Source organism: Enterococcus sp. 4E1_DIV0656 (assembly GCF_002140695.1).
Classification (GTDB): Bacteria; Bacillota; Bacilli; order Lactobacillales; family Enterococcaceae; genus Enterococcus_D; species Enterococcus_D entomosocium.
The window spans coordinates 505,115-525,868 of sequence record NZ_NGLF01000001.1 but is presented as its reverse complement, the minus strand read 5'-3'; the positions used below and the strand labels follow the sequence as shown (position 1 = coordinate 525,868).

Here is a 20,754-nt window from a genome sequence, read left to right as displayed (position 1 = left end):
TTTTATTGCAGTCCATTTTTTTCAATAATCGAAAGATACGCTTCTTTAGTCGTTACTGCGGATAGGGCTTCCAAAACACCTGGTGTTTGAAACATAGAGATAAGATTTTGTAGCATACCCAATTGCTCATGTGGTTCCTTCAATGCAAGCATGAACAACAGAGATACATCGATTTTCTTTTCTTGCGAACCCATTTCAATAAATGAAAGGGGAGAGGCAAGTGACATAAAAGCGACTTGGGATCGTAAAACAAATTTGCTGTCCGTATGTGGGATCGCTACCCCAATGCCGTTAATTTTTAAACCTGTAGGAAAGGTTTCTTCTCGCTGTACGATATTTTGATAGAACTGATCATTTACACAATGAGTTTTGATGAGTTCGTCTGCTAATAGTCGAAAAGCTTCCTCTTTTGTTTTAAAATCTTTTTCAAGTAACACGATTTGGTGATCAAAAAACATGATCAATTTCCTCCTCTTAACAATCTTTGATACAGTTCTTCTTGCGTTTGACTATTAACGATCCATTGAATTTCTTCGGCTGAGTTAAACAATCCGTAAATCGAAGCGATCAACTCTTTTGCCTCGATCATGTTTTCTTCAGCAATCGCAAGCAAAACAATCAGTTGGATTTTTGTGTCTCCCCAAGTAATTGGCGCATCGAGGGTGAGAAAAGCAAGTTTTGTTTCTTTCACTGTATATGGATCAGCATGTGGAATGGCTACTCCTGTCTTTAAGCCCGTGCTTCCTAGTTCCTCTCGTTCAAATAGAGAATGCTTAAATTTCGTTGTAACAAGCTTTTTTTTCAGATAATCATCTGCTAAAAAATCCAGTACATCTTTTTTTGTTCGAAACTTTTTTTTGACAAAAAGGAAAGTAGGATCTAAATATTTTTGTAATAAAGTCGTTTTCTGGTATTTTTTTGAGTAAAAATTTTTCTCATTCTCATTAAGATTAGATATCTTTGCTGAGATTCTTCCTATTTCTTCGGTAGTAGGAAGCGGCGAAATATAAATAACTGGTAGTGCTGTAATGTCCAATGGAATAGTTGATATAATCAAATCAACAGTCTCAAGAGATGTACTGACCAGTTTACTCAAAGGAATGATCTCCAGTACGGTATCAGCAGCGATCGTCTGTTTGATACGGTTAAAAATCAACTCCGATGTAGCAAAACCAGATTGGCAAACAATTAGTATATGGTTAGTAATTTTTATCTTTTCAAAGGCTAGCTGAAAATGGATCGTCAGAAAAGAAACTTCGTCTTCTGTTAATAAGATTTGAAATCGCTCCTCTAAATCTCCAATTGCATATTTGGTCAATGTATACATTGTTGAGTATTGTTTTTTGATACTTTTTATCAGTGGGTTTTTCAATAAAATTCCTGTCTTTGATCGATGGATCATGGGAACGATATGAGCCAATAATGTTTGCAGCAATAATTTATCTTGTGTCAGATCTGCGTTTAACATATGTGACATTTTTTGAATAATTTGTTTCGTACAATTTGTGATAGTAGATTCGTGAGGCTCATCCATTTGACCAAAAGGTTCGATGCCGTGTGCTAATAACAAGGAACATACATATTGAATATCTGTATCACTAAATTGAACAGGTAGTTGCTGTTGGATCATTTCAGAAAAATCAACCGCGATCATATAGAATTTCATTCGTCTAAGTTCGTCAAATACTAGATGCTCTTGTTTTTCAATGTGTTTATCTATAAGAAGTCTTGAAAGAAAAATTCGCAATGAAAGCTTCAAGGATTCAATAGAATAATTATTGACTGGATGGCCGATTGTTTGAGTCATGTCTGAGACAAATTTCTTCGTTAAATCGAGAACCTTAGAGTCAAAGAGATTGTTGACCAAAAGATTTTCACTGGCTTTGGCGTCGGTATACTTCTCTAAAAAAGATTTGAATACGTTTTGAGCAGCAGATTCAACTGAGGTTAGCTTGAGTCCGCTAGTAGTCATTTTTGTTGATACTTGATGGAATCGACAGAAAGCAACGATTTCATCAACATCTTTCTTTATTGACTGGTTGCTAATATAAAAATATTCAGAGAATTCCTGATAATGCATTGGTTTTACTGAAAACAGATAGTTAGCGAAAATAAAGATTTTACGATAATTAGGTGAAAATAGTTCGAGTTTAGTCTCTTTTTTTGCTAACAATCGATAACCATTCTGTTTTGCTGATTCAGAACCAGATAAAAAGATTCCTTTTCTTGGTACTTTTTTGATAGCTAGTCCCGAATCTTTTAGTTTCTTTTCTAAAGTCGTTAAATTGTTATAAACCGTTTTTTGGGATACATTTAACTGCTTTTGAAAAAAAGAGGCAGGGCGAAACTCCGTTTGTTCTAATAGTAGTTGCAACAGTAGTTGTTCTCGATTATTTAAAATCATTGGTTCACCTCCGGAAGCGCTTCCTTAATTGTATTCTAGTGAAATTATGTGGTGGCGTAAATAACATTTCATTACCACATTAATGTGGTAAATAGGCTCGTCGTGCATCAATTTATATTCTGAGCAACTTAAGGGAAGTAGTCACAGGTTGCTATTTCTTTGAAACGAAAATAAGGTGGCAATTTTTGACTGATTTAAAGTTGCTTTGTTCGGTTACATTGAGTAAAGAATAATTAAAATAAAGAAGAATACTTAGAATAAGATATTTTATTAAGTAAGGAGAATAGACGAATTCAGCGAGTTTTCATTGAAAAGTATGTCGCTGAACTTCCTATCTAGTACATATACGATCGTTTTACTCTGATTGATCAGATATGCATCAGAATATAGCCCTTCTTTCATTGTAATTCTAAACAATTTCGGATTGTTTTTAACCCTCTTTTCCCGAAAATCATTAAAGTTTCTAAATTTTTTGTGAATGCTCGTGGACAATCCTTTCTTTTCTCCTCAAATATCACTATAATGGATAAAGATTCTACAGAAGAGAGTGTGGACATGGAAAATTCACGAATAAAAACGAACGATAATCGAATTGATTACGGTGTGATTCTACCCGTATTTTTATTATGTCTGATTGGTGTGGCGTCCTTGTATGTGGCGTTGACCCACGATCCAAATAACCCGAATATGTTGCGAACGTTAGGGTTTCAAGCTTTATGGTATGTGCTAGGTATTATTGCGGTGATTATTATCATGCAGATCAAATCAAAATGGCTTTGGAAATTGACTCCCTATATTTATGGAGCCGGATTAGCCGTCATGTTGGCGCTTTTGAAATTTTACGACCGGACAATGGCTGCCTCGACAGGGTCAAAAAACTGGTTCCGTTTTGGGGCCTTTACTCTCCAGCCGTCAGAGTTGATGAAGATCGCCTATATTATGATGTTGGCCTTAGTCGTCACACAGCACAATGTCAAGCATCGGGAACGAGATCTGAAAACAGATGGGTTGCTGATTGCGAAAATGTTGGCCGTCACGATTCCAGTACTGATCCTGATCACCTTGCAAAACGACTTTGGTACGATGTTGGTCTTTCTGGCGATTTTCGGTGGGGTCTTCTTGATGTCGGGGATCTCTTGGCGAATCGTTGTGCCAGTGATTGCGGCATTCGTGATTCTCGGCGGCGGAACGATTTTCTTAGTGACTACCGATGTTGGTCGTGAGTTGCTGTACAATACAGGGATCTTTAAAGAGTACCAGTTTGCCCGTATCGATTCGTGGCTAGATCCTTTTCATGATACCCAAGGGCAATCCTTCCAATTGGCGTACGCTCTGATGGCGATCGCCTCTGGCGGGATGTTCGGGAAAGGATTTAATGTCAGCGATGTGTATGTACCAGTCCGAGAATCTGATATGATTTTTTCGGTGATCGGTGAGAATTTTGGGTTTATTGGCAGCGCGTTTGTCATTTTATTGTATTTTATTTTGATCTATCGGATGATCCGCGTATGTTTCGATACCAACAATGAATTTTATGCTTACTTGGCAACTGGGATCATTATGATGATTCTCTTCCATGTGTTTGAAAACATTGGCGCAAACATCGGTCTCTTACCGTTGACGGGAATTCCACTGCCGTTTATTAGCCAAGGAGGATCTGCCCTATTAAGCAATATGATTGGGATCGGTTTGATTTTATCGATGCGCTATCAAGCTGAGACCGCACCAAAAACACTTTAAGGAGTTCACATGATTACATTTTATTGGTACCCAAAATGCAGTACATGCCGAAATGCGAAGCGTTGGTTAGAAGAGCACGAGATTCCCTTTGAAGCGATCGATATGGTGACCACACCGCCTCAACCGGAACAATTGCTGGCTTGGATCCAATCAAGCGAAGCACCGTTAACCCGTTTCTTTAACACAAGCGGCATGAAATACCGTGAATTGCAATTAAAAGAAAAAGTGCCGACCATGACTGCCCAAGACGCAGCCGACGTGCTGGCAACCGATGGTATGTTGATCAAGCGCCCACTGCTAGTTAGCGGCGACCGCTTTTTGATTAATGGATTTAAAGAAAATGAATATGAAGGAGTCTTACTAGAATCATGGAAAAGAAATGCTTAAGAAAAAAAGATAATTTGTGGGTTTTGTTTAACGGGAAAGAATATTGTGTCGGTTTAACAAAAGAAGCGCAAGAAGAACTTGGTGCGGTCACGTTTGCTTCGATTCAAAAAGCAGGAACTGCTTTAAAACAAGGAGAGACCCTTGTTGAGCTGGAAGCGGAAAAAGCAGTCAGTGAATTTCCAAGTCCATTGACGGGTGTGATTTCTTCCGTAAATGAAAAAATCGATCAATCCATTGATACCTTAAATGATGAAGACGAAATGAATGCTTGGCTGGTCAGCTTCAAAGAGGTTGACCCAAGTCAATTTGAAGCTTTGTAAGTCAGATCTGTAAAAACGACTATTTTTTCAAAAAGAATTGACAGTCGGATAAGACGTTGCTATAATTTGCTCAATAAATGAATGCTTTGAAAAGAAGAGTACATGTTCTTAACGTACACAGAGAGCCCTGTTTGGTGCAAATGGGCAACGGAGAGAGGATGGAAGATGGTCTTTGAGCATGATAGGTGAGTGGAAACAAGCCTATCACGGGAGGCACCCGTTACAGTGCAGCAGTATGCGAAGCAATTCAAGTACTGAGCGAGGCTGTTGATGTGAATCGACAGTAAATCAAGGTGGTAACGCGGAAGTTGTGCTTTCGTCCTTTGTAACAGTATAATGTACAGAGGATGAAAGCTTTTTTTGTGTTTAACCAACCAAAGAGGAAAGATGGGAATAACATGGCATTAATCGAATTGTCGCATGTAAAAAAGTCATTCGGCAAAAAGCAAACGGCTGTCCACGCCGTCAATGATGTTTCACTGCAAGTGGAAAAAGGCGATATCTATGGAATCGTTGGCTACTCTGGTGCTGGGAAAAGTACATTAGTTCGTTTGTTGAACGGCTTAGAATTGCCGACAGCAGGAGATGTAGTCATTAACGGTCAAAATATTTTGGCATTGAAAAACAAAGAATTGAGAAACTTCCGTAAAAAAATCGGCATGATTTTTCAGCACTTTAATCTATTATGGTCTCGAACGGTGGCGGAGAACATCGAATTGCCATTGGAGTTGGCAGGCGTTGAAAAAGCAAAACGACGGCAACGGGCGCAAGAGCTGATCAAGTTAGTTGGGTTGGAAGGACGGGAAACTGCCTATCCGGCACAATTGTCTGGCGGACAAAAGCAAAGAGTCGGGATTGCTCGTGCATTAGCGAATGAACCAGAAATTTTGCTGTGTGATGAAGCAACGAGTGCGTTAGATCCACAAACAACAGAAGAAGTGTTGGATCTCTTGCTTTCCATCAATAAAAAATTGCATTTGACGATCGTGCTGATTACCCATGAAATGAACGTCATTCGCAAAATCTGCAACAAGGTCGCGGTGATGGAGCATGGGCAGATCGTGGAAGAAGGATCAGTACAATCGGTTTTCCGTAACCCACAGCAAGAAGTGACCAAACGTTTTGTTCAGCAAGATTTGGAACCAGAAGAAGATGTTGAAGAACTACGGCAAGCCTTCTTACGAGAAAATCCGCAAGGGCATTTAGTGACCTTGACCTTTACACAAGACAACGCCAATGAACCAGTCATTTCACAAGCGATCCGCCGCTTTCAGATCGATGTCAATGTCGTTTACGGAAAGATCCAACAAACCAATGAAGGATCCTTTGGCGGCTTGACGGTCTTATTGACAGGTGAAGCAAGTGAGGTCGAAAAAGCGATCGCCTTTTTCAAAGAGCAGCAAGTGGGCGTGGAGGTGATTGAGCGTGGATAAATCATTTGTAGAAACCTATTTTAATTTTGAAAAAGTCGACTGGACCAACATGCAGCAAGCAACTCTGGACACTTTGTTTATGACTTTTTTCTCAATGGTTTTAGTGGTTGTGATCGGTTTGCTTCTAGGATTGGCGCTTTATTCACTAGGGCGTAAACAAACGGCGGGAGCCAACATTTTCTATAATGTGGTTTCCATCATCAGTAACGCCTTTCGCTCAACGCCATTCATGATTTTGATGGTCTTGATCATTCCGTTTACAACATTATTAGTCGGTTCGTTCCTGGGGGCAAAAGCAGCGATCCCAGCATTAGTTTTATCGGCTGCGCCGTTTTATGCTCGGATGGTGGAAATTGCTTTTCGTGAAGTCAATCCTGGTGTGATTGAAGCCGCCGAAGCGATGGGCGCCAGTTACTGGGAGATCATTTATAAGATCGTGATTCCAGAAAGTGTTCCGGCATTGATTTCAGGACTGACGGTCACAACGATCTCAATGATTGGTTATACCGCCATGGCAGGTGCGATTGGTGCCGGTGGGCTAGGCGCTTTGGCTTGGCAAGAAGGATTTCAACGTGGAAATTACACTGTTACGCTTGTTGCAACAGTGATTATTTTAATTATCGTTTTCATTATCCAAGGGGTCGGCGATTTCCTTGCGAAGGCCACCGATAAACGGTAAATGAAACGAAGAACAAAAAGTGGAAAATATGGGAGGAAATGGATATGAAAAAGATTTTTGGTATTGCAACAACCTTATTGTTAACTGCCGCTTTAGCTGCTTGTGGAACAGGCTCAAATTCAGGAAGCTCTGATTCATCTGCGGCTGAGGGAGAATCAACAAAATTAGTGATCGGTGCATCGGTTACGCCTCATGCGGAAATTTTAGAACAAGCCAAACCTTTACTAGCAGAAGAAGGCATTGATCTTGAAATCAAAACCTTCGATGATTATGTGTTGCCAAACAAAGCATTGGAAAATGGCGATATCGATGCCAATTACTTCCAACACATTCCTTACTTAAACAAACAAATCGCAGACAATGGCTATGACTTTGTCAATGCTGGTGCGATTCATATCGAGCCAATGGGTCTTTACTCAAAACGAATCTCTGATATTTCAGAACTAGAAGATGGTGCAACGGTTCTTACTTCCACTTCTGAATCTGACTGGGGTCGTATCCTAACGATTTTACAAGATGCTGACTTGATCACCTTAAAAGACGGCGTTGATACAGAAACGGCAACCTTTGATGATATTGCTGAAAATCCGAAAAACTTAGAATTTAAACATGACGTCGATCCATCTCTTTTGGCGACTGCTTATCAAAACGACGAAGCAGACCTAATTGCCATCAATGCGAACTTCGCATTTGGGATCGATTTGAACCCAGCGGATGATTCTGTTTTATTAGAAGCGGATAATTCTCCTTATGTCAACGTGATTGCTGTCCGCAGTGGTGACGAAGATAGCGACAAAATCAAGAAATTGATCGAAGTGCTTCATTCAGACGAAATCAAAGACTTTGTTGAAGAACAATGGCAAGGTTCAGTGAAAATCGTTGATGCTGACGCAAAATAATTCACTGATAGTAAAATGATTTTAAAAAGAGCGTACCGCTATTCAAGTGGGCGCTCTTTTTGTTGCGGAAAGGCAATGATGGGTTGGAAGAAAGAGACGTCTTGCCAAATGCATTCATAGAGCAAGGGCAACTCGGGATGCTTCTTTAAAAGTTTTTCGTAGTGGGGAAGCTGTGTCAAGAAAACACGGACCAAGCATTGTGAACGTTCAGATAAGCGAGGATTTAATGGCGGATAGACAAATAAATTGCCCTCCAATAATGCCCCCAGCAGATGGGCTTGGAAAATTTTCGGCAAAAGAACCTCTAACGGCTGCTCGATTGGATACTGCCTCAAAACTGGGGTGATGATTTGGCATAAGAGGACAGATTCTTCTGCAGGTACATAGAAAGGCTCCAGTGTTAGAAGCTGTTTCCATAAAAACAAATAGCTGCGTTCACCGACTAAGTAGAAACTTGGAACAAAGTGTTTGGGAAAAACTTGTTGAGTAAACGTGATTGATGTGTTGGGATAAAAAGCAGTTTTCCGTAACTGATGGATTTGTGTCAGCTCCTGAAACGCTTGATTGGGGGAGATAAGCGCTGGGTTTGCTAAGAGGGTAAGGCGAAAAAGCACATAGCGCAGTTGTCGTTCGTTGCCAGTGATTAAAGGATAACTGCGGCGATCGATAGCTAGTTGATAAGGTGCTAAAAAGTTAGAAAAGGATGAAAAGCGCCGATGCAAACTGGATGGGCTGAGATAATAGCGTTTGTAGAGGTCTGCAAAGGAAATAGTCGGCATTTTTAACAAGAGCAAGAGTAGCTGATAATTTACACTTTTATTGAATAATGCAGCAATCATTTCCATATGGGGGAGGGAGCAACTGGCTGATTGCTGCAAATGACGGTCTGCACGAATGTGCCCTTGTTGTACATCATAGTGGAAGAATGGGTCCTCGTTTAAATAGCTTGACAGCAGCCGGCGGATCGTTTTGACAGAGATATTTTGGGCGGAAGCAGCTTTATTCAAAGGCAGGGGATTTTCGGTTAAAAGTGTTGTGGAGAGTCGCAGCATTTGCATAATATCTTTTTCAAGGATATTTTTCAACATCATGCACCTCTTTCAGCTAAATTTTGCAACTGTCCTTATTATAAGGGAACTTCATTCGTTATTTTCACTCGCAAAAAATAGTCAATAAAACGTAATAAAAAACGATGTTTTTGTCGAGTATTTATTTGAAATTGCTGCTAGACAGAATTAAATGAAAGGAGGTATGCAAAAAAAAACCGCCTTCTAAAATAAAAAGGGTGGTTTTTTATATAGGTGTCGTTATAAAAAGAGAATGGCGAATGGGCGTTAACGAGTCTCGCTAGGCAATAAAATCGTTTGCCGTTGCCCATCGTCATATACATAGACTTTTTGGGGATACAGGTCGGAATACCGGTACGGTAGATCAACACCAAGTTCGATTTGACTTTGGGCTTGAGAAAAAAGCAGGGTGACACGACCATGATTGTTTTGGACTTCAAAGGTGAGCAGATTTGTCAACGGAATAAACCCTTTTAAATCAAGATCAATGATTAACCATATACTATCGATCAGTTCGCTAGGTAGTGTTTGAACAATACCGCCAGAAGCGTAACGACTGCGGTGATCATCAAATGTTTCAAACATAATAAACCCCTCCTTCAAGTAGGCTTGCCATTAACATCAAATTTGTCTATTTATCATAATGAAGAACCGTCAAAAATGCAACTACTTCTGCTTTTCTTTTTGGTCAGCGACGCATTTTAACTATTTTCTTAAAAATTTGTTGGGTTGGCTGGACCAAGCTTTCCCAAAGACGTCTTTCAATGGGAAATAGTCAGTTGCAGCATACCAGCTCTTCGTAAGAATGAAAAGGACTCTTGAAGGGAAATCCCTTCAAGAGTCCTACATTTCTTAGAAGTGTCTGTTGATTGAAGACGTGGTCTTAAGAACGGTGTTCTATGATTACTCTTCGTCTTCACCGATAACTGCTGGTTCAGCAGCTTCGCCGGCTTCTTCATCTTCAGAGATTTCTTGTGGTTCAGTAACCGCAACGATTTGTTCTTCTGGATCGGTCACGATCGTGTACTCGTCGTTCTTAGGCAGATCAGCCACTGTTAATGAATCGCCGATCTCTAATGACGTCACATCGATCTCAACACGTTCAGGCAATTTGTCTGGTGTTGCTGATACAACGACTGTATACAAGTTTTGTGCTAGAACACCACCAGCTTTGACACCAGCAGATTCACCAATTAAGGTTACTTCTGCTTCTACTTCTGTTTCTTCATTCATATCGACAGATAGGAATTCAACGTGGGTTAAATTGCGTGTGAAGGTATCTGATTGATACTCTTTGATCAGTGTATTGACTTTTTTGCCTTCTAAACTGATCGTGATTACGGTATTCAATCCATTTTCACGCAAGATTTTTTCTAATTCTGCTGCATTGACAGCAATCGGTGTGCTTTCTACTTTGTACCCATTGACAATTGCAGGTACTTTTCCTTCGTGACGCAACTTGTTCCGTAAAGAACGTGGGCGAACTTCTCTTTTCGTAACTTCTAATGATACTGACATAACTCAATTCCTCCTAAAATTTTCTCGTTAGTAACGAGATTTTTTAAGCAAATTTTGTTAACTCTGCACATTAAGTGGTACGTGAGTGAAAACACGCAAAAGGGCAGTTGTGTACACAACTGCCCCAGAAAGTTTTGGTTCAACTTTTCTCCACCAGGTCATAACGCTGTGTATGAGAAACTATATTTACTTTACTCTTTAACCTTACGCAAAAAGACAAAGAAAGTCAAATCATTTGAAATCCTGGCAGTTTCCTTTCGCTAAATCCTAAGCTATAATAGCCACTATGGAGAAAAATTTATGCGTTTAGATAAAGTGATCGAGCAACAATTGAATACATCCCGGAAAGAGATGAAACGGTTGTTTCAGCAAGGAAAAGTCTTTGTGGATCATAGGATTGAGCGAAGGCCCGAGCGCAACGTCGATAGCAGCTTGCATCAAATCATGGTTGCGGGGCGGCAGTTGGAAACACAGGAACGCTATTATATCGTCAACAAGCCCAAGGGTGTCGTTACAGCCAATCTGGATCAACAGCACCAGACAGTGATCGCTTTGATTGCACCCGAAGATCAACATCCTGATCTTTATGCCGTCGGTCGATTGGATCGGGACACGGAAGGGTTGGTATTAGTTACGACGAATGGTCAGTTAGGCTATGACTTGCTGCATCCCACCAAAAAGGTGACCAAGCGATATGAAGTGGTGGTCAATGACTTGGTGACTCCTGAGGATGTGGCGGCATTTGCTGCAGGGATCACCTTTCATGGTGGTGTCACTTGCAAACCAGCTGCCCTAACGATCATCGATGCCCGAGCGGATCATTCCTTTGTTTCGTTAGAAATTGCTGAAGGCAAGTTCCATCAAGTGAAAAAGATGTTTTTATCCCGAGGGAAAAAAGTCATTCAGCTGAAACGAACAGCGATGGGTTCGCTGGTTCTACCAGATGATTTAGCAGTGGGCAGTTATCGCTCGCTGACGCAAGAAGAATTAAAAGGACTGGCGGCGCATTTCCGCTGAGAAAGAGGGAGAAAATGAAGTATAAAACATTATTATTTGATGTCGATGACACGATCCTCGACTTTCAAGATACCGAAGATCAAGCCTTAAAAGCACTGTTTGAAGCTCATGGCTTGGAAATGACTCCAGAGCGCAAACAAAGCTATCAAACGATCAATCATGATTTGTGGCAGCAGTTTGAGCAAGGGAAAATCACGAGAGACCAAGTCATCAATGAGCGTTTCGGCTTGTTTTTTGAAACGCAAGGCATTCAGGTCGATAGTCCAGCAGTTGAATTGGCGTACCGAGAATTTCTAAATGAAGGACATAAACTGTTAGACAACAGTGATGAGATCTTAGCGGAGTTGGCGCAGCATTTTGACCTATACGTGGTTACGAACGGGGTTTCTGAAACCCAGTACCGTCGCTTGGAAGATGCCAAATTGAAGCCCTATTTCCGTGATATTTTTGTTTCAGAAGACACGGGTTATCAAAAACCAATGAAAGAATATTTTGACTACGTGTTTGCCCGCATACCAAACGTTAAAAAACAAGAAACAGTCATTATTGGCGATTCACTGACTTCAGATATCTTAGGCGGACAATTGGCAGGGATCGACACGATTTGGTTTAATCCAAAGAAAAAAAACAGTGGTGAGATTCAGCCTACCTTTGAGATCGAACGCTTGCAGCAATTACTTCCTTTATTGCAGCACTGATTCTACAGAAACAGTAGTAATTTGCCGAATTTTCGCTATAATAGAACCAGTGTGAATTTTTTAAGATGAAAGAGGTTAATTGAATGACGAATGGCAAGCCCATTATTATTGGTGTGACAGGTGGATCAGGTAGTGGAAAAACAAGCGTGAGTCGGGCGATCTTTAATCATTTCCCCAACCATTCTATTATGATGCTTGAACAAGACTCCTACTATAAAGACCAAAGTGATCTGCGCTTTGAAGAACGGTTGAACACCAACTATGACCATCCTTTTGCATTTGATACTGATTTGTTGATCGATCACTTGCAGCAGCTGCTTGCATATCAAACGATCGAAAAACCTGTCTATGATTATGTCGCTCATACCCGCAGCGAAGCAACGATCATTCAAGAACCCAAAGAAGTCATTATCTTGGAAGGGATCTTGATTTTAGAAGATGAACGTTTGCGTAATTTAATGGATATTAAACTTTATGTTGATACAGATGATGATATTCGCATCATTCGCCGGATCAAACGTGATATGGAAGAGCGTGGCCGGACGTTGGATTCTGTGATCGAACAATACTTGACGGTCGTAAAACCGATGTATCATCAATTTATCGAACCGACAAAACGGTATGCTGATGTCATCGTACCAGAAGGCGGCGAAAACCACGTAGCCATTGATTTGATTACGACCAAAGTGGCAACCTTCTTATCCTAAGGTTTCTTGAATCCATCGATTTGAACGTTTCTTTTGAGAAGAAACAACTGGTTCATGTAAAACTGCTGATAAGTGCTCTTTCTTGAAAGATGTTTATCCGCAGTTTTTGATTTTATAAAAAAAAACAGTAGTATTCCGACTAATTTTATGGTAAAGTAATCCTCATGCGACGAGTCGAGAAGGTCTAGCATTAGCTGACCAGATTGATAGCAGAGGCACACCGCGTAAGCAACCTACCGGATTTGTAGGGTGTCGGAATATTCCTTTTGTGGAGATAGGGTATTCTACTAGCAATAGTACTGTGAGTGAAAAAAGCTGTGAACAATTTTGTTCACAGCTTTTTTTGTTTATTTACGTGAGAGAACAGCGATAGATGGTGGAAGACTCTCCCCAAGGGTGGTAGCCAGTGCCGATCGGTTCGAAAGCAAACTGCTCATAAAAAGTAGAAAGATCCGTACATAGATACAGAGAATCAAAACCAGCTCCAGCAGCGCGCTGTTTAGCTGTTTCGATCAAAAGGCGGGCACCGCCTTGGCCACGCCACAAAGGGTCCACATACAAGGCGCAAAGCCAAGGCGTCAAATCCATCCGACTGATGAAGTCGTTGGGGATCAAGCCGCCGCAGCCGATGATTTGATAAGGTCCGTCTGCTGCGATTTCTTCGTTGACCAGCAGTAGCCATTGCGGCAAAATGCTTGTTGAAAAACTATGGGTCAGGCTGTCTTCATAAACCATGAGGGAATCGGGGCCAGCCCACTGTTTTTGGAAGTAACGGATCGCTTCTGCTAAGTATTCAGGGTGTTCTTTAAGGGTGATGACCTGCATTTTTTTCTCCTTTATCCTTCTTTAGGTAAGCGAATCTGAAAAATAACCCCTCGTGGCTGCAGATCTTTGACCAGAATTTGTCCTTTGTGCTCTTCGACGATTTGCTTGGCGATCGCTAAGCCTAAACCATAGCCGCCGGTCTCCTTGGAGCGAGAACGATCCTCGCGGTAGAAGCGGTCAAAGATGCGAGCTTTCTCTTCATCGGAAATAGTTGGTCCCGTGTTTTTGACCTCGATCAGCCATTGCTTGTTAGAAATCTCCGATAAGAGCGTAATTTTATCACCACTGCTGGTATATTTTAAGGCATTATCTAGGAGAATCACGAGGACTTGATGAATTTTCTTTTGATCAAAGCAAGCGGTCGTTTTGGCAAAATTTTCGACAATAAAATGTTTTTGATCCAGTTCGGCAATTTCTTTGAAAGGTTTGACTAAGTCATCGATAAACGGAACTAATTCGACGGTTTCTTTCGTTAACAGCAGTTGATTGGAATCACTGCGGGCAATCGTTAGTAGATCAGCCGTTAATCCAGTTAGCCGTCGGGTTTCCGCTAACGCTTGTGCAATGCTTTCAGATTCTTCAATGATCGTATGATTGGGCTTGGTAAACAGGCGCTCCAGACTATTTTGAATGATCGTCAATGGTGTGCGCAGCTCGTGAGAAGCATTTTCGACAAATTCTTGTTGTTTCTTCCACGAGGCTAAAATTGGGCGCATGTTCAAGCTGGAAAGCAAGTAGCTGATCCCGATCGAGAGAATCCAGAAAAAAATCATCGATAAAATCAAGATGGTTTGGAAATTGTTCATGGCATTTTTGATTTGATTGGTGTTCGCTAAGACTTGGATATAGCCGACCCCGGCGTCATTGGTTGGGGCTTTGGTGGTGATTGAGCGAAACAAAAGTGTCTCTTCTTCCTCTGACAAGGACTGATCCACCACTGAAAAAGACGTGATACTGTCTAAATGGCTCGTATCTAAAGATAGACTTGCCAATTGTGAAAAACGGCCGCCTAAAGTCTGTTTGTTTAAAATCTCGCCGTCCTCAGACCAGAGGATCAACTGGGTGTTGAAGCGATTGGTACCAGGGATCTTCGGCATTGCACTATCTGGTGGCAATACCTCTAGATTGGATTGCGAAGCGCTGATCTCAGCTTGGATCAAGCGGGTATCTTTGACTGCTTGTTCCAAAGAAATATCGGTTTGACGATAAGCCGATTGGTTGAATAATTGGAGCACGATCGTTCCTAAAAGTAAGAAGACCAAAGCAAAGGCACTGACATTTAGGAGAAAGGAGTGCAGCCGTTGTCTCTTAGAGCGTTCTTTATTCATAGACTAGGCTCCTTGCATAATATAGCCGACATTTCGCAACGTACGGATCTCTTTGTCGATTCCTGTCTGGCGCAAGTGTTTTCGCAGATTGCTCATGTAGACTTCTACGACAGTCAGGGTCGTTTCTGAATCGAACCCCCAGATGCGATCAAAAATCTGTTCCTTGGTCAAAATAATGTTTCTATTTTGTAGAAAATAGAGCAGTAGCTCAAATTCTTTCCCTTGAATCGGTAAAAGCTCCCCTTGATAGCTGACCTCGTTGGTGCCAAGGTTACAGAGCAACCCGTTATATTCCAGTGTATTTTCATTGAACAAACCTAAGGAGCGTTTTAGCAACGCTTTGATCCGCATCAATAATTCTTCCCGATAAAAAGGCTTGGTCAAATAATCATCAGCCCCTTTTTGAAAGCCGGTTACTTTGTCTTCTAAGCCGTCTTTGGCTGTTAAAATCAGGACGGGTGTTTGGAGTCCTTTTTTTCGTAATGCTGAAAGCACCTCATAGCCGTTCATCTCAGGCATCATCAAGTCAAGAATAATCAAGTCATAGATCCCCGTTTCCGCCTCGTACAAGCCTTCACTGCCATCATATGCTTGCGTGACTTCACCGATTTCGCTGACGATCTCTTTCATATTTTCAGATAATGTTTTGTCATCTTCGATTACTAATAATTTAATCATGTTCCCACCTCTTTAAGGATAAGAATAGCACGAATAGCATAAAAAATGCTTAAAAAAACTGTTTTGTCTTAAGCTGCATTTAAGATAGCTGCCGTAAATTCAGTGCATGGATTTCAAGGGAGGAACATTTTATGAAATTAAAAAAAGTCTTTCAAAGAAAAGAGACGAAATATCTATTGACTAAGGAGCAATTTCCAGCATTTCTTGGCGAGTTGCAGCAAAAAATGGCGATCGATGAATATGGGCAACACACGATTATGTCCTTGTATTATGATACCCAGGATTACCGCTTTATTCGTCATTCGATGGACAAACCGAAATACAAAGAAAAATTTCGGGTCCGCAGCTATGGGGTACCGACAGAGCAACAGTTGATTTTTTTAGAGATCAAGAAGAAAGTCAGTGGCGTGGTCTACAAACGCCGCGTTCCGATGCCCTATGCTGACTATTGCCGCTGGTTGCAAACGGGGGTCTTGCCGTCAATGGAGGAAGCCCCGCAAATCGCCGCGGAGATCCACTGGTTATTTAAGAAAAACCCGGACCTGCTACCAAAAGTCTTGATTGCCTATGATCGCCTGTCGCTGTTTGTTGATGATGATAGTGAATTTCGCGTGACGTTCGATCAAAACATTCGCTTTCGCACCTGCGATCTCATGTTAGGTTCCGGTAGTGACGGTGCACTAGTAGCACCGGAAGTCGGAGTGTTGATGGAAGTCAAAGCCCTCGGCTCTTATCCAATATGGTTTGTGGAACTGCTGAACAAATACAGTGTGCGCAAAGGCAGCTTTTCAAAATATGCCCAAACCTATCAACGGCATTTATTCAAGAAGGAGGAACGGTTACATGTTATCTAGTCTATTTTCTGGCGATACGAGCACCCTTGAATGGAGTAGCTTATTGATCTGTATCGCCGCCTCATTGCTTTTAGGATTATTAGTGGCAGCGATCCATATGATCCGCAATGTCTATACGAAAAACTTCGTCATTACCTTGGCAGTCTTACCGATTCTCGTTCAATCGGTGATCATGCTAGTCAACGGCAATCTTGGCACAGGGGTGGCGATCTTAGGTGCCTTCAGTTTGATTCGTTTCCGCTCGGTTCCCGGGGGGTCTAGAGAGATTACCAGCGTCTTTTGGTCGATGGGGATCGGTCTGGCAACTGGGATGGGGTATGTCGGCTATGTTGTCATTTTTTCCATTATCGTGGCGCTTTTCTTGACCCTTTTATATACGATGCCCTTTGGCGATCGACAAGCCACGAGTGAACGGGAACTGAAGGTCACGATTCCGGAAGATTTGGATTATCCACAATTATTCGATGATCTCTTTGAAAAATATACGCATTCTGCCAAACTGACATCGGTTCGAACGACGACGATGGGAAGCTTGTATGAATTGCGCTATCAGTTGCTGTTAAAAGACCAAGCGCAAGAAAAGCAAATCATTGATGAAGTTCGGGTTCGTAATGGCAATTTACCTGTTGTTTTAGGCAAGCTCACCGCTAACCGCGATGAGCTGTAGAAGGAGGAACCTTTTATGAAAAAACTCATTTATCCACTCTTGCTCTCATCGCTGCTCTTAGGCGCTTGCGGGCAAACCGATAGTACTAGCACGAGCAGCAGTTCCAGTTCCGCAGCAGCAGTTTCCGGTTCTGCCGCAGTGACCAACGTTTCAACGACCCTTGATGATTCTGTGGACTATTACGGTAGTTACGAAGAAGAAGATGTTGATGCTTCCTACGATGAGGCAACTGCTACGCAACTTGAATTGAATGGCAGCGACACGACGGCTGTTGATGGCGTTTCAGTGGAAGACCAAACCGTGACGATCACCCAAGCCGGCACCTATGTCGTCAGCGGGTCGTTAAGTAATGGCCAACTGGTTGTCAACGTCAACAAAGAAGAAAAAGTCCATCTGATCTTTGCCGGTGTCACGATCACCAATGAAGACGGGGCGGCCGTCGTCATCGAACAAGCAGAAAAAGTCATCACGACCTTAGCCAGTGATACGACGAATACTCTGACGGATGGCAGCAGCTACACCTTGGCTGAAGGCGAGACAGAACCAGATGCTGCCTTTTATAGTAAAGAAGATTTGTCCATCAACGGCGATGGGACGTTGGTGATCACAGGAAATTACAGCAACGGATTGCGCAGCAAAGATGATTTGGTTTTAGCAGGGGGGACGATTGAAATCACAGCGAAAAACAATGCCATCAAAGGAAAAGATTCCGTGTCGATCTTGGCGGGGAACTACACACTGAACACCACTGAAGGAGATGGCATCCAAGCGAATAATACGGAAGATGCGGAAAAAGGCTACGTTGCGATTGATGGTGGTACCTTTACGATCCAAAGTGGTCGTGACGGGATCCAAGCAGAAACAAATTTAAGCATCCAATCAGCTGATATCACGATCAAAACGGCTGACGGAGCCCAAAGTCAGTCGCTAGTGACGGATGAAAGTTACAAAGGATTGAAAGCTGGCGGTGTGATGACCATCAGCAGCGGCACCTTTGCGATCGATAGTGCGGATGATAGCTTGCATGCCAATGATACGATCAACATTGCAGGTGGCACGATCACTGCCAGCAGTGGCGATGATGGGATCCACGCCGACAATGAATTGACGATCTCCGACGGAACGATTTCTATCGAAGAATCCTATGAAGGATTAGAAGCAAGTGTAATCACGATTGCAGGTGGCACGACACACGTCGTGGCTAGCGATGATGGGATCAATGCCGGTGGTGGCAGTGATACGGATGAAACAACGGGACAATTTGGTCAAGACAGTTTTGGCGGCGGCCCTGGCGGCGGCGATACCGCGGATGACAGTAAACAGATCACGATCACTGGTGGAACGTTGGTCATTGATGCCGAAGGGGATGGCCTGGATAGTAATGGCAATGTCACCATGAGTGATGGCGTCGTCATCGTAAATGGTCCAACGACCGGTGGCAATGGTGCTTTGGACTATAACGGCACATTTGAACTCACCGGCGGCGTCTTGTTAGCGGCAGGCACGACCGATATGGCCATGAACGTTAGCGGTGGTAATCAACAGTCGATCGGAATCAGTTTCGATCAAACCCAATCAGCCGAGACCCTAGTGACCTTAAAGGACAGTCAAGGTCAGACGATCTTGTCCTATGCCCCAAGCAAAAGCTACCAACACGTGGTTCTTTCCAGCCCAGATTTGACCGATAGCAGCTATACGTTGGTCAGTGGTGGGACGAATGATGCACAAGCAGTCTCCGGTTATTATGCTGGCGGAACCCTCAGTGATGGGACAGAGTTAGGAACATTGTCCGTCACGGATACTATCGCTAACTTGACCCAATCAGGTGCAACAGCGACAACCAATCAGATGGGCGGTGGTTTTGGTCGTTAGTTGAAGTTTCACCGATCATCACCAAATGGTTATCAATAAATCGAACAGATCGCAGGCAGCCGTTGCGGTCTGTTTCTATGATTCAAAAAATCAGGAGACGGTTTAAGGTCAATTTAAGCTAGGATCCTTATAGTCGAAAGACAATAAATAGCTATTCAGGAGGAACAAAGATGAATTTTTTGAAACGAGGTCTCCAAAGTTTATGGGCGAAAAAAGGCCGGAGCCTGTTGCTGATCGCCGTATTTTCTGCAATCTTGATTTTTGTATTGGCGGGTCTGACGATTCGCAGTGCGGCACTAGTAGCGACTGAAAATGCCCAGAAAAGTGTTGGCGCAACTGTGACGTTGCAAGCAAACCGCGAGCAGGCTTTTCAGCAAAGGAGCTCTTCTTCTGACAGCGATGACCAAAGCACCCGACCAGATCCAGGGAGTTTTCAATCGACACCAGTAGCGATTACTGATGCCCAAGCGATCGCCGATTTAGACGGGGTTGCCTCATATAGTTTTGAAGTCAGCACCTCTGCTGATGCCGTCAGCGGGATCGAACCGATCTCCAGCAGTGACTCATCGACAGAGTCAGAAGCAACCGATAGCAGCGAGACGGGGCAAATGGACGGTATGCCAGGAGGAATGCCTGGTGGGAATATGAGTACGGGTGATTTCCAAATCACTGGTGTATCAAGCAGTGCGGCGTATACGACTTTTTCGGAAGGAACAGCGACGATCACGGATGGAGAAGGAATTACTTCTGAGGATGAAGGTACGAACCAAGTCCTGATCGAATCCTCACTAGCTGAAGCGAATGATTTGGCGGTCGGAGATACGTTTTCGATCACTGATGCAGAGGACAATGAAGTAGAAGTGACGATCAAGGGAATCTATGAAACGAGTGAAGTTGGCAACAGCATGAGCCAAATGTTTAACTTTCTCAACCCAGCCAACACGATCATTGCCTCTTATACTCTTGCCAATACGTTGAGCGGCAATGAGGACACCATTGATTCAGCAACCTATACCTTGAGTGATCCGTCTGAGATGACAGCATTCGTGGAAGAAGCGGAAGGGTTGATCGATACAGAAACCTACAGCATTCAAACCAACGATCAAATGTATCAGTCGATGCTGACACCATTGAATAATGTCGCTAGCTTTGCAAAAAATATTATTGTGTTAGTTGCTGCTGCCGGTATCATTATTTTGACGTTGATCGTGATGATGTCGATTCGGGAACGTCGCTATGAGATTGGTGTATTGCTCTCTTTAGGCGAGTCACGGGCTAAAGTGATCCTACAGTTTTTCACAGAGATTTTTGTCTGTATGGTGTTTGCTTTAGGGATCGCGGCCGCTAGCGGCAATCTTGTCGGGAATGCCGTCGGAGAGCAATTATTGGCACAACAAACAGAGACAACGACTGATCAAGCAGCCACTGAAAACGCTGGTCCTGGAGGCGGGGAGATGCCGCAAATGGGCGGAAATCGTGGTGGTTCTTTCCCATCCTTCACCCAATCAGCAGAAGTGGAGTCCTTGGAGATCACCGTTTCCCCTCAACAAATTGGTTTATTGGCATTACTCGGTCTAGGGATCAGTTTTGGCTCGATCTTACTCTCTTCCGCGGGCATTTTGCGGTTGAATCCGAAAAAAATCTTGGTTTCTTAGGAGGAA

General features: G+C 42.6%; 21 protein-coding genes and 1 other annotated feature. Of the genes, 13 read left to right on the top strand and 8 right to left on the bottom strand.

Annotation, left to right across the window (positions count from 1 at the left end; genetic code table 11):
- Window positions 1-2: 2 nt before the first annotated feature.
- Together A5882_RS02415 and A5882_RS02410 are read right to left on the bottom strand one after the other, a co-directional pair.
- Window positions 3-458 (bottom strand): PTS sugar transporter subunit IIA, encoded by a 456-nt coding sequence (locus tag A5882_RS02415; protein WP_008379372.1) that lies wholly within the window; start codon window positions 456-458, stop codon window positions 3-5.
- 2 nt (window positions 459-460) lie between these two features.
- On the bottom strand, window positions 461-2,404 hold the full coding sequence (locus A5882_RS02410; RefSeq protein ID WP_016612940.1) for a transcription antiterminator: 1,944 nt from the start codon (window positions 2,402-2,404) through the stop codon (window positions 461-463).
- 555 nt (window positions 2,405-2,959) lie between these two features.
- Between A5882_RS02410 and A5882_RS02400 the strand changes: the two genes are divergently transcribed.
- From A5882_RS02400 to A5882_RS02375, 6 genes are all read left to right on the top strand, one after another.
- A complete protein-coding gene (locus A5882_RS02400; RefSeq protein ID WP_034872154.1) occupies window positions 2,960-4,144 on the top strand; it encodes an FtsW/RodA/SpoVE family cell cycle protein in 1,185 nt (394 codons plus the stop codon).
- A 9-nt stretch (window positions 4,145-4,153) separates the two neighbouring features.
- Complete coding sequence (locus tag A5882_RS02395; RefSeq protein ID WP_005233612.1) at window positions 4,154-4,531, top strand: arsenate reductase family protein; 378 nt, start codon at window positions 4,154-4,156, stop codon at window positions 4,529-4,531.
- On the top strand, window positions 4,513-4,851 hold the full coding sequence (locus A5882_RS02390) for a glycine cleavage system protein H (protein WP_010749086.1): 339 nt from the start codon (window positions 4,513-4,515) through the stop codon (window positions 4,849-4,851). The genes A5882_RS02395 and A5882_RS02390 overlap by 19 nt, the downstream gene beginning before the upstream one ends.
- Window positions 4,852-4,928: 77 nt before the next feature.
- Window positions 4,929-5,178: a binding site (T-box leader), on the top strand.
- A gap of 71 nt (window positions 5,179-5,249) precedes the next feature.
- The gene (locus A5882_RS02385) at window positions 5,250-6,284 is read left to right on the top strand and encodes a methionine ABC transporter ATP-binding protein (RefSeq protein ID WP_008379383.1); all 1,035 of its coding nucleotides are present in this window, start codon (window positions 5,250-5,252) and stop codon (window positions 6,282-6,284) included.
- Entirely contained in the window at window positions 6,277-6,963 is a 687-nt protein-coding gene (locus tag A5882_RS02380) for a methionine ABC transporter permease (protein ID WP_005233617.1), read from the top strand. The genes A5882_RS02385 and A5882_RS02380 overlap by 8 nt, the downstream gene beginning before the upstream one ends.
- A gap of 44 nt (window positions 6,964-7,007) precedes the next feature.
- Window positions 7,008-7,862 (top strand): MetQ/NlpA family ABC transporter substrate-binding protein, encoded by an 855-nt coding sequence (locus A5882_RS02375; protein ID WP_010749087.1) that lies wholly within the window; start codon window positions 7,008-7,010, stop codon window positions 7,860-7,862.
- Between the two features lie 38 nt (window positions 7,863-7,900).
- On the opposite strand, the gene A5882_RS02370 is transcribed toward A5882_RS02375, so the two are convergent.
- From A5882_RS02370 to A5882_RS02360, 3 genes are all read right to left on the bottom strand, one after another.
- The gene (locus tag A5882_RS02370; protein WP_016612937.1) at window positions 7,901-8,953 is read right to left on the bottom strand and encodes a helix-turn-helix domain-containing protein; all 1,053 of its coding nucleotides are present in this window, start codon (window positions 8,951-8,953) and stop codon (window positions 7,901-7,903) included.
- Between the two features lie 243 nt (window positions 8,954-9,196).
- A complete protein-coding gene (locus tag A5882_RS02365) occupies window positions 9,197-9,514 on the bottom strand; it encodes a DUF960 domain-containing protein (RefSeq protein WP_005233624.1) in 318 nt (105 codons plus the stop codon).
- Window positions 9,515-9,832: 318 nt separating this feature from the next.
- The gene (locus A5882_RS02360) at window positions 9,833-10,447 is read right to left on the bottom strand and encodes a 50S ribosomal protein L25/general stress protein Ctc (RefSeq protein ID WP_005227923.1); all 615 of its coding nucleotides are present in this window, start codon (window positions 10,445-10,447) and stop codon (window positions 9,833-9,835) included.
- Window positions 10,448-10,747: 300 nt separating this feature from the next.
- Here A5882_RS02360 and A5882_RS02355 point away from each other — a divergent pair, with 300 nt between their 5' ends.
- The 3 genes from A5882_RS02355 to udk all read left to right on the top strand — a co-directional run bounded on the left by A5882_RS02355 (window position 10,748) and on the right by udk (window position 12,869).
- Window positions 10,748-11,464, top strand: coding sequence for a 16S rRNA pseudouridine(516) synthase (locus A5882_RS02355; RefSeq protein WP_016612935.1), 717 nt, complete (start codon window positions 10,748-10,750; stop codon window positions 11,462-11,464).
- A 14-nt stretch (window positions 11,465-11,478) separates the two neighbouring features.
- On the top strand, window positions 11,479-12,162 hold the full coding sequence (locus A5882_RS02350; RefSeq protein WP_016612934.1) for a YjjG family noncanonical pyrimidine nucleotidase: 684 nt from the start codon (window positions 11,479-11,481) through the stop codon (window positions 12,160-12,162).
- 83 nt (window positions 12,163-12,245) lie between these two features.
- On the top strand, window positions 12,246-12,869 hold the full coding sequence (gene udk / locus A5882_RS02345) for a uridine kinase (protein WP_086372384.1): 624 nt from the start codon (window positions 12,246-12,248) through the stop codon (window positions 12,867-12,869).
- 351 nt (window positions 12,870-13,220) lie between these two features.
- Here the strand turns inward: udk and A5882_RS02335 are convergent, their stop codons facing one another.
- Genes A5882_RS02335 through A5882_RS02325 form a run of 3 tightly spaced genes read right to left on the bottom strand, consistent with a single transcriptional unit; the run spans window position 13,221 to window position 15,700 of the window.
- Window positions 13,221-13,694 carry a GNAT family N-acetyltransferase gene (locus tag A5882_RS02335; RefSeq protein WP_016612933.1) on the bottom strand — a complete coding sequence of 158 codons (474 nt, stop codon included), beginning with the start codon at window positions 13,692-13,694 and terminating at the stop codon, window positions 13,221-13,223.
- Between the two features lie 11 nt (window positions 13,695-13,705).
- Window positions 13,706-15,022 (bottom strand): cell wall metabolism sensor histidine kinase WalK, encoded by a 1,317-nt coding sequence (locus A5882_RS02330; RefSeq protein WP_005233642.1) that lies wholly within the window; start codon window positions 15,020-15,022, stop codon window positions 13,706-13,708.
- A 3-nt stretch (window positions 15,023-15,025) separates the two neighbouring features.
- Window positions 15,026-15,700, bottom strand: a complete 675-nt coding sequence (locus A5882_RS02325; RefSeq protein WP_005233644.1) for a response regulator transcription factor — start codon at window positions 15,698-15,700, stop codon at window positions 15,026-15,028.
- A gap of 131 nt (window positions 15,701-15,831) precedes the next feature.
- On the opposite strand from A5882_RS02325, the gene A5882_RS02320 reads away from it, so the two are divergent.
- The 4 genes from A5882_RS02320 (at window position 15,832) to A5882_RS02305 (ending at window position 20,748) form a co-directional block, all read left to right on the top strand.
- Complete coding sequence (locus tag A5882_RS02320) at window positions 15,832-16,554, top strand: polyphosphate polymerase domain-containing protein (protein ID WP_005233646.1); 723 nt, start codon at window positions 15,832-15,834, stop codon at window positions 16,552-16,554.
- Window positions 16,544-17,221, top strand: a complete 678-nt coding sequence (locus A5882_RS02315; RefSeq protein ID WP_005233649.1) for a DUF4956 domain-containing protein — start codon at window positions 16,544-16,546, stop codon at window positions 17,219-17,221. Before A5882_RS02320 ends, A5882_RS02315 begins: the two co-directional genes overlap by 11 nt.
- Window positions 17,222-17,236: 15 nt before the next feature.
- Entirely contained in the window at window positions 17,237-19,093 is a 1,857-nt protein-coding gene (locus A5882_RS02310) for a carbohydrate-binding domain-containing protein (RefSeq protein WP_086372383.1), read from the top strand.
- A 170-nt stretch (window positions 19,094-19,263) separates the two neighbouring features.
- On the top strand, window positions 19,264-20,748 hold the full coding sequence (locus A5882_RS02305; RefSeq protein WP_016612931.1) for an ABC transporter permease: 1,485 nt from the start codon (window positions 19,264-19,266) through the stop codon (window positions 20,746-20,748).
- The last annotated feature ends 6 nt before the right edge of the window (window positions 20,749-20,754 follow it).

Excerpts from the sequence above, each read along its gene's own strand:
- A5882_RS02415 (WP_008379372.1), bottom strand. The coding sequence starts at position 458 with ATGTTTTTTGATCACCAAATCGTGTTACTTGAAAAAGATTTTAAAACA.
- A5882_RS02410 (WP_016612940.1), bottom strand. The coding sequence starts at position 2,404 with ATGATTTTAAATAATCGAGAACAACTACTGTTGCAACTACTATTAGAA.
- A5882_RS02400 (WP_034872154.1), top strand. The coding sequence starts at position 2,960 with ATGGAAAATTCACGAATAAAAACGAACGATAATCGAATTGATTACGGT.
- A5882_RS02395 (WP_005233612.1), top strand. The coding sequence starts at position 4,154 with ATGATTACATTTTATTGGTACCCAAAATGCAGTACATGCCGAAATGCG.
- A5882_RS02390 (WP_010749086.1), top strand. The coding sequence starts at position 4,513 with ATGGAAAAGAAATGCTTAAGAAAAAAAGATAATTTGTGGGTTTTGTTT.
- A5882_RS02385 (WP_008379383.1), top strand. The coding sequence starts at position 5,250 with ATGGCATTAATCGAATTGTCGCATGTAAAAAAGTCATTCGGCAAAAAG.
- A5882_RS02375 (WP_010749087.1), top strand. The coding sequence starts at position 7,008 with ATGAAAAAGATTTTTGGTATTGCAACAACCTTATTGTTAACTGCCGCT.
- A5882_RS02370 (WP_016612937.1), bottom strand. The coding sequence starts at position 8,953 with ATGATGTTGAAAAATATCCTTGAAAAAGATATTATGCAAATGCTGCGA.
- A5882_RS02365 (WP_005233624.1), bottom strand. The coding sequence starts at position 9,514 with ATGTTTGAAACATTTGATGATCACCGCAGTCGTTACGCTTCTGGCGGT.
- A5882_RS02360 (WP_005227923.1), bottom strand. The coding sequence starts at position 10,447 with ATGTCAGTATCATTAGAAGTTACGAAAAGAGAAGTTCGCCCACGTTCT.
- A5882_RS02355 (WP_016612935.1), top strand. The coding sequence starts at position 10,748 with ATGCGTTTAGATAAAGTGATCGAGCAACAATTGAATACATCCCGGAAA.
- A5882_RS02350 (WP_016612934.1), top strand. The coding sequence starts at position 11,479 with ATGAAGTATAAAACATTATTATTTGATGTCGATGACACGATCCTCGAC.
- udk (WP_086372384.1), top strand. The coding sequence starts at position 12,246 with ATGACGAATGGCAAGCCCATTATTATTGGTGTGACAGGTGGATCAGGT.
- A5882_RS02335 (WP_016612933.1), bottom strand. The coding sequence starts at position 13,694 with ATGCAGGTCATCACCCTTAAAGAACACCCTGAATACTTAGCAGAAGCG.
- A5882_RS02330 (WP_005233642.1), bottom strand. The coding sequence starts at position 15,022 with ATGAATAAAGAACGCTCTAAGAGACAACGGCTGCACTCCTTTCTCCTA.
- A5882_RS02325 (WP_005233644.1), bottom strand. The coding sequence starts at position 15,700 with ATGATTAAATTATTAGTAATCGAAGATGACAAAACATTATCTGAAAAT.
- A5882_RS02320 (WP_005233646.1), top strand. The coding sequence starts at position 15,832 with ATGAAATTAAAAAAAGTCTTTCAAAGAAAAGAGACGAAATATCTATTG.
- A5882_RS02315 (WP_005233649.1), top strand. The coding sequence starts at position 16,544 with ATGTTATCTAGTCTATTTTCTGGCGATACGAGCACCCTTGAATGGAGT.
- A5882_RS02310 (WP_086372383.1), top strand. The coding sequence starts at position 17,237 with ATGAAAAAACTCATTTATCCACTCTTGCTCTCATCGCTGCTCTTAGGC.
- A5882_RS02305 (WP_016612931.1), top strand. The coding sequence starts at position 19,264 with ATGAATTTTTTGAAACGAGGTCTCCAAAGTTTATGGGCGAAAAAAGGC.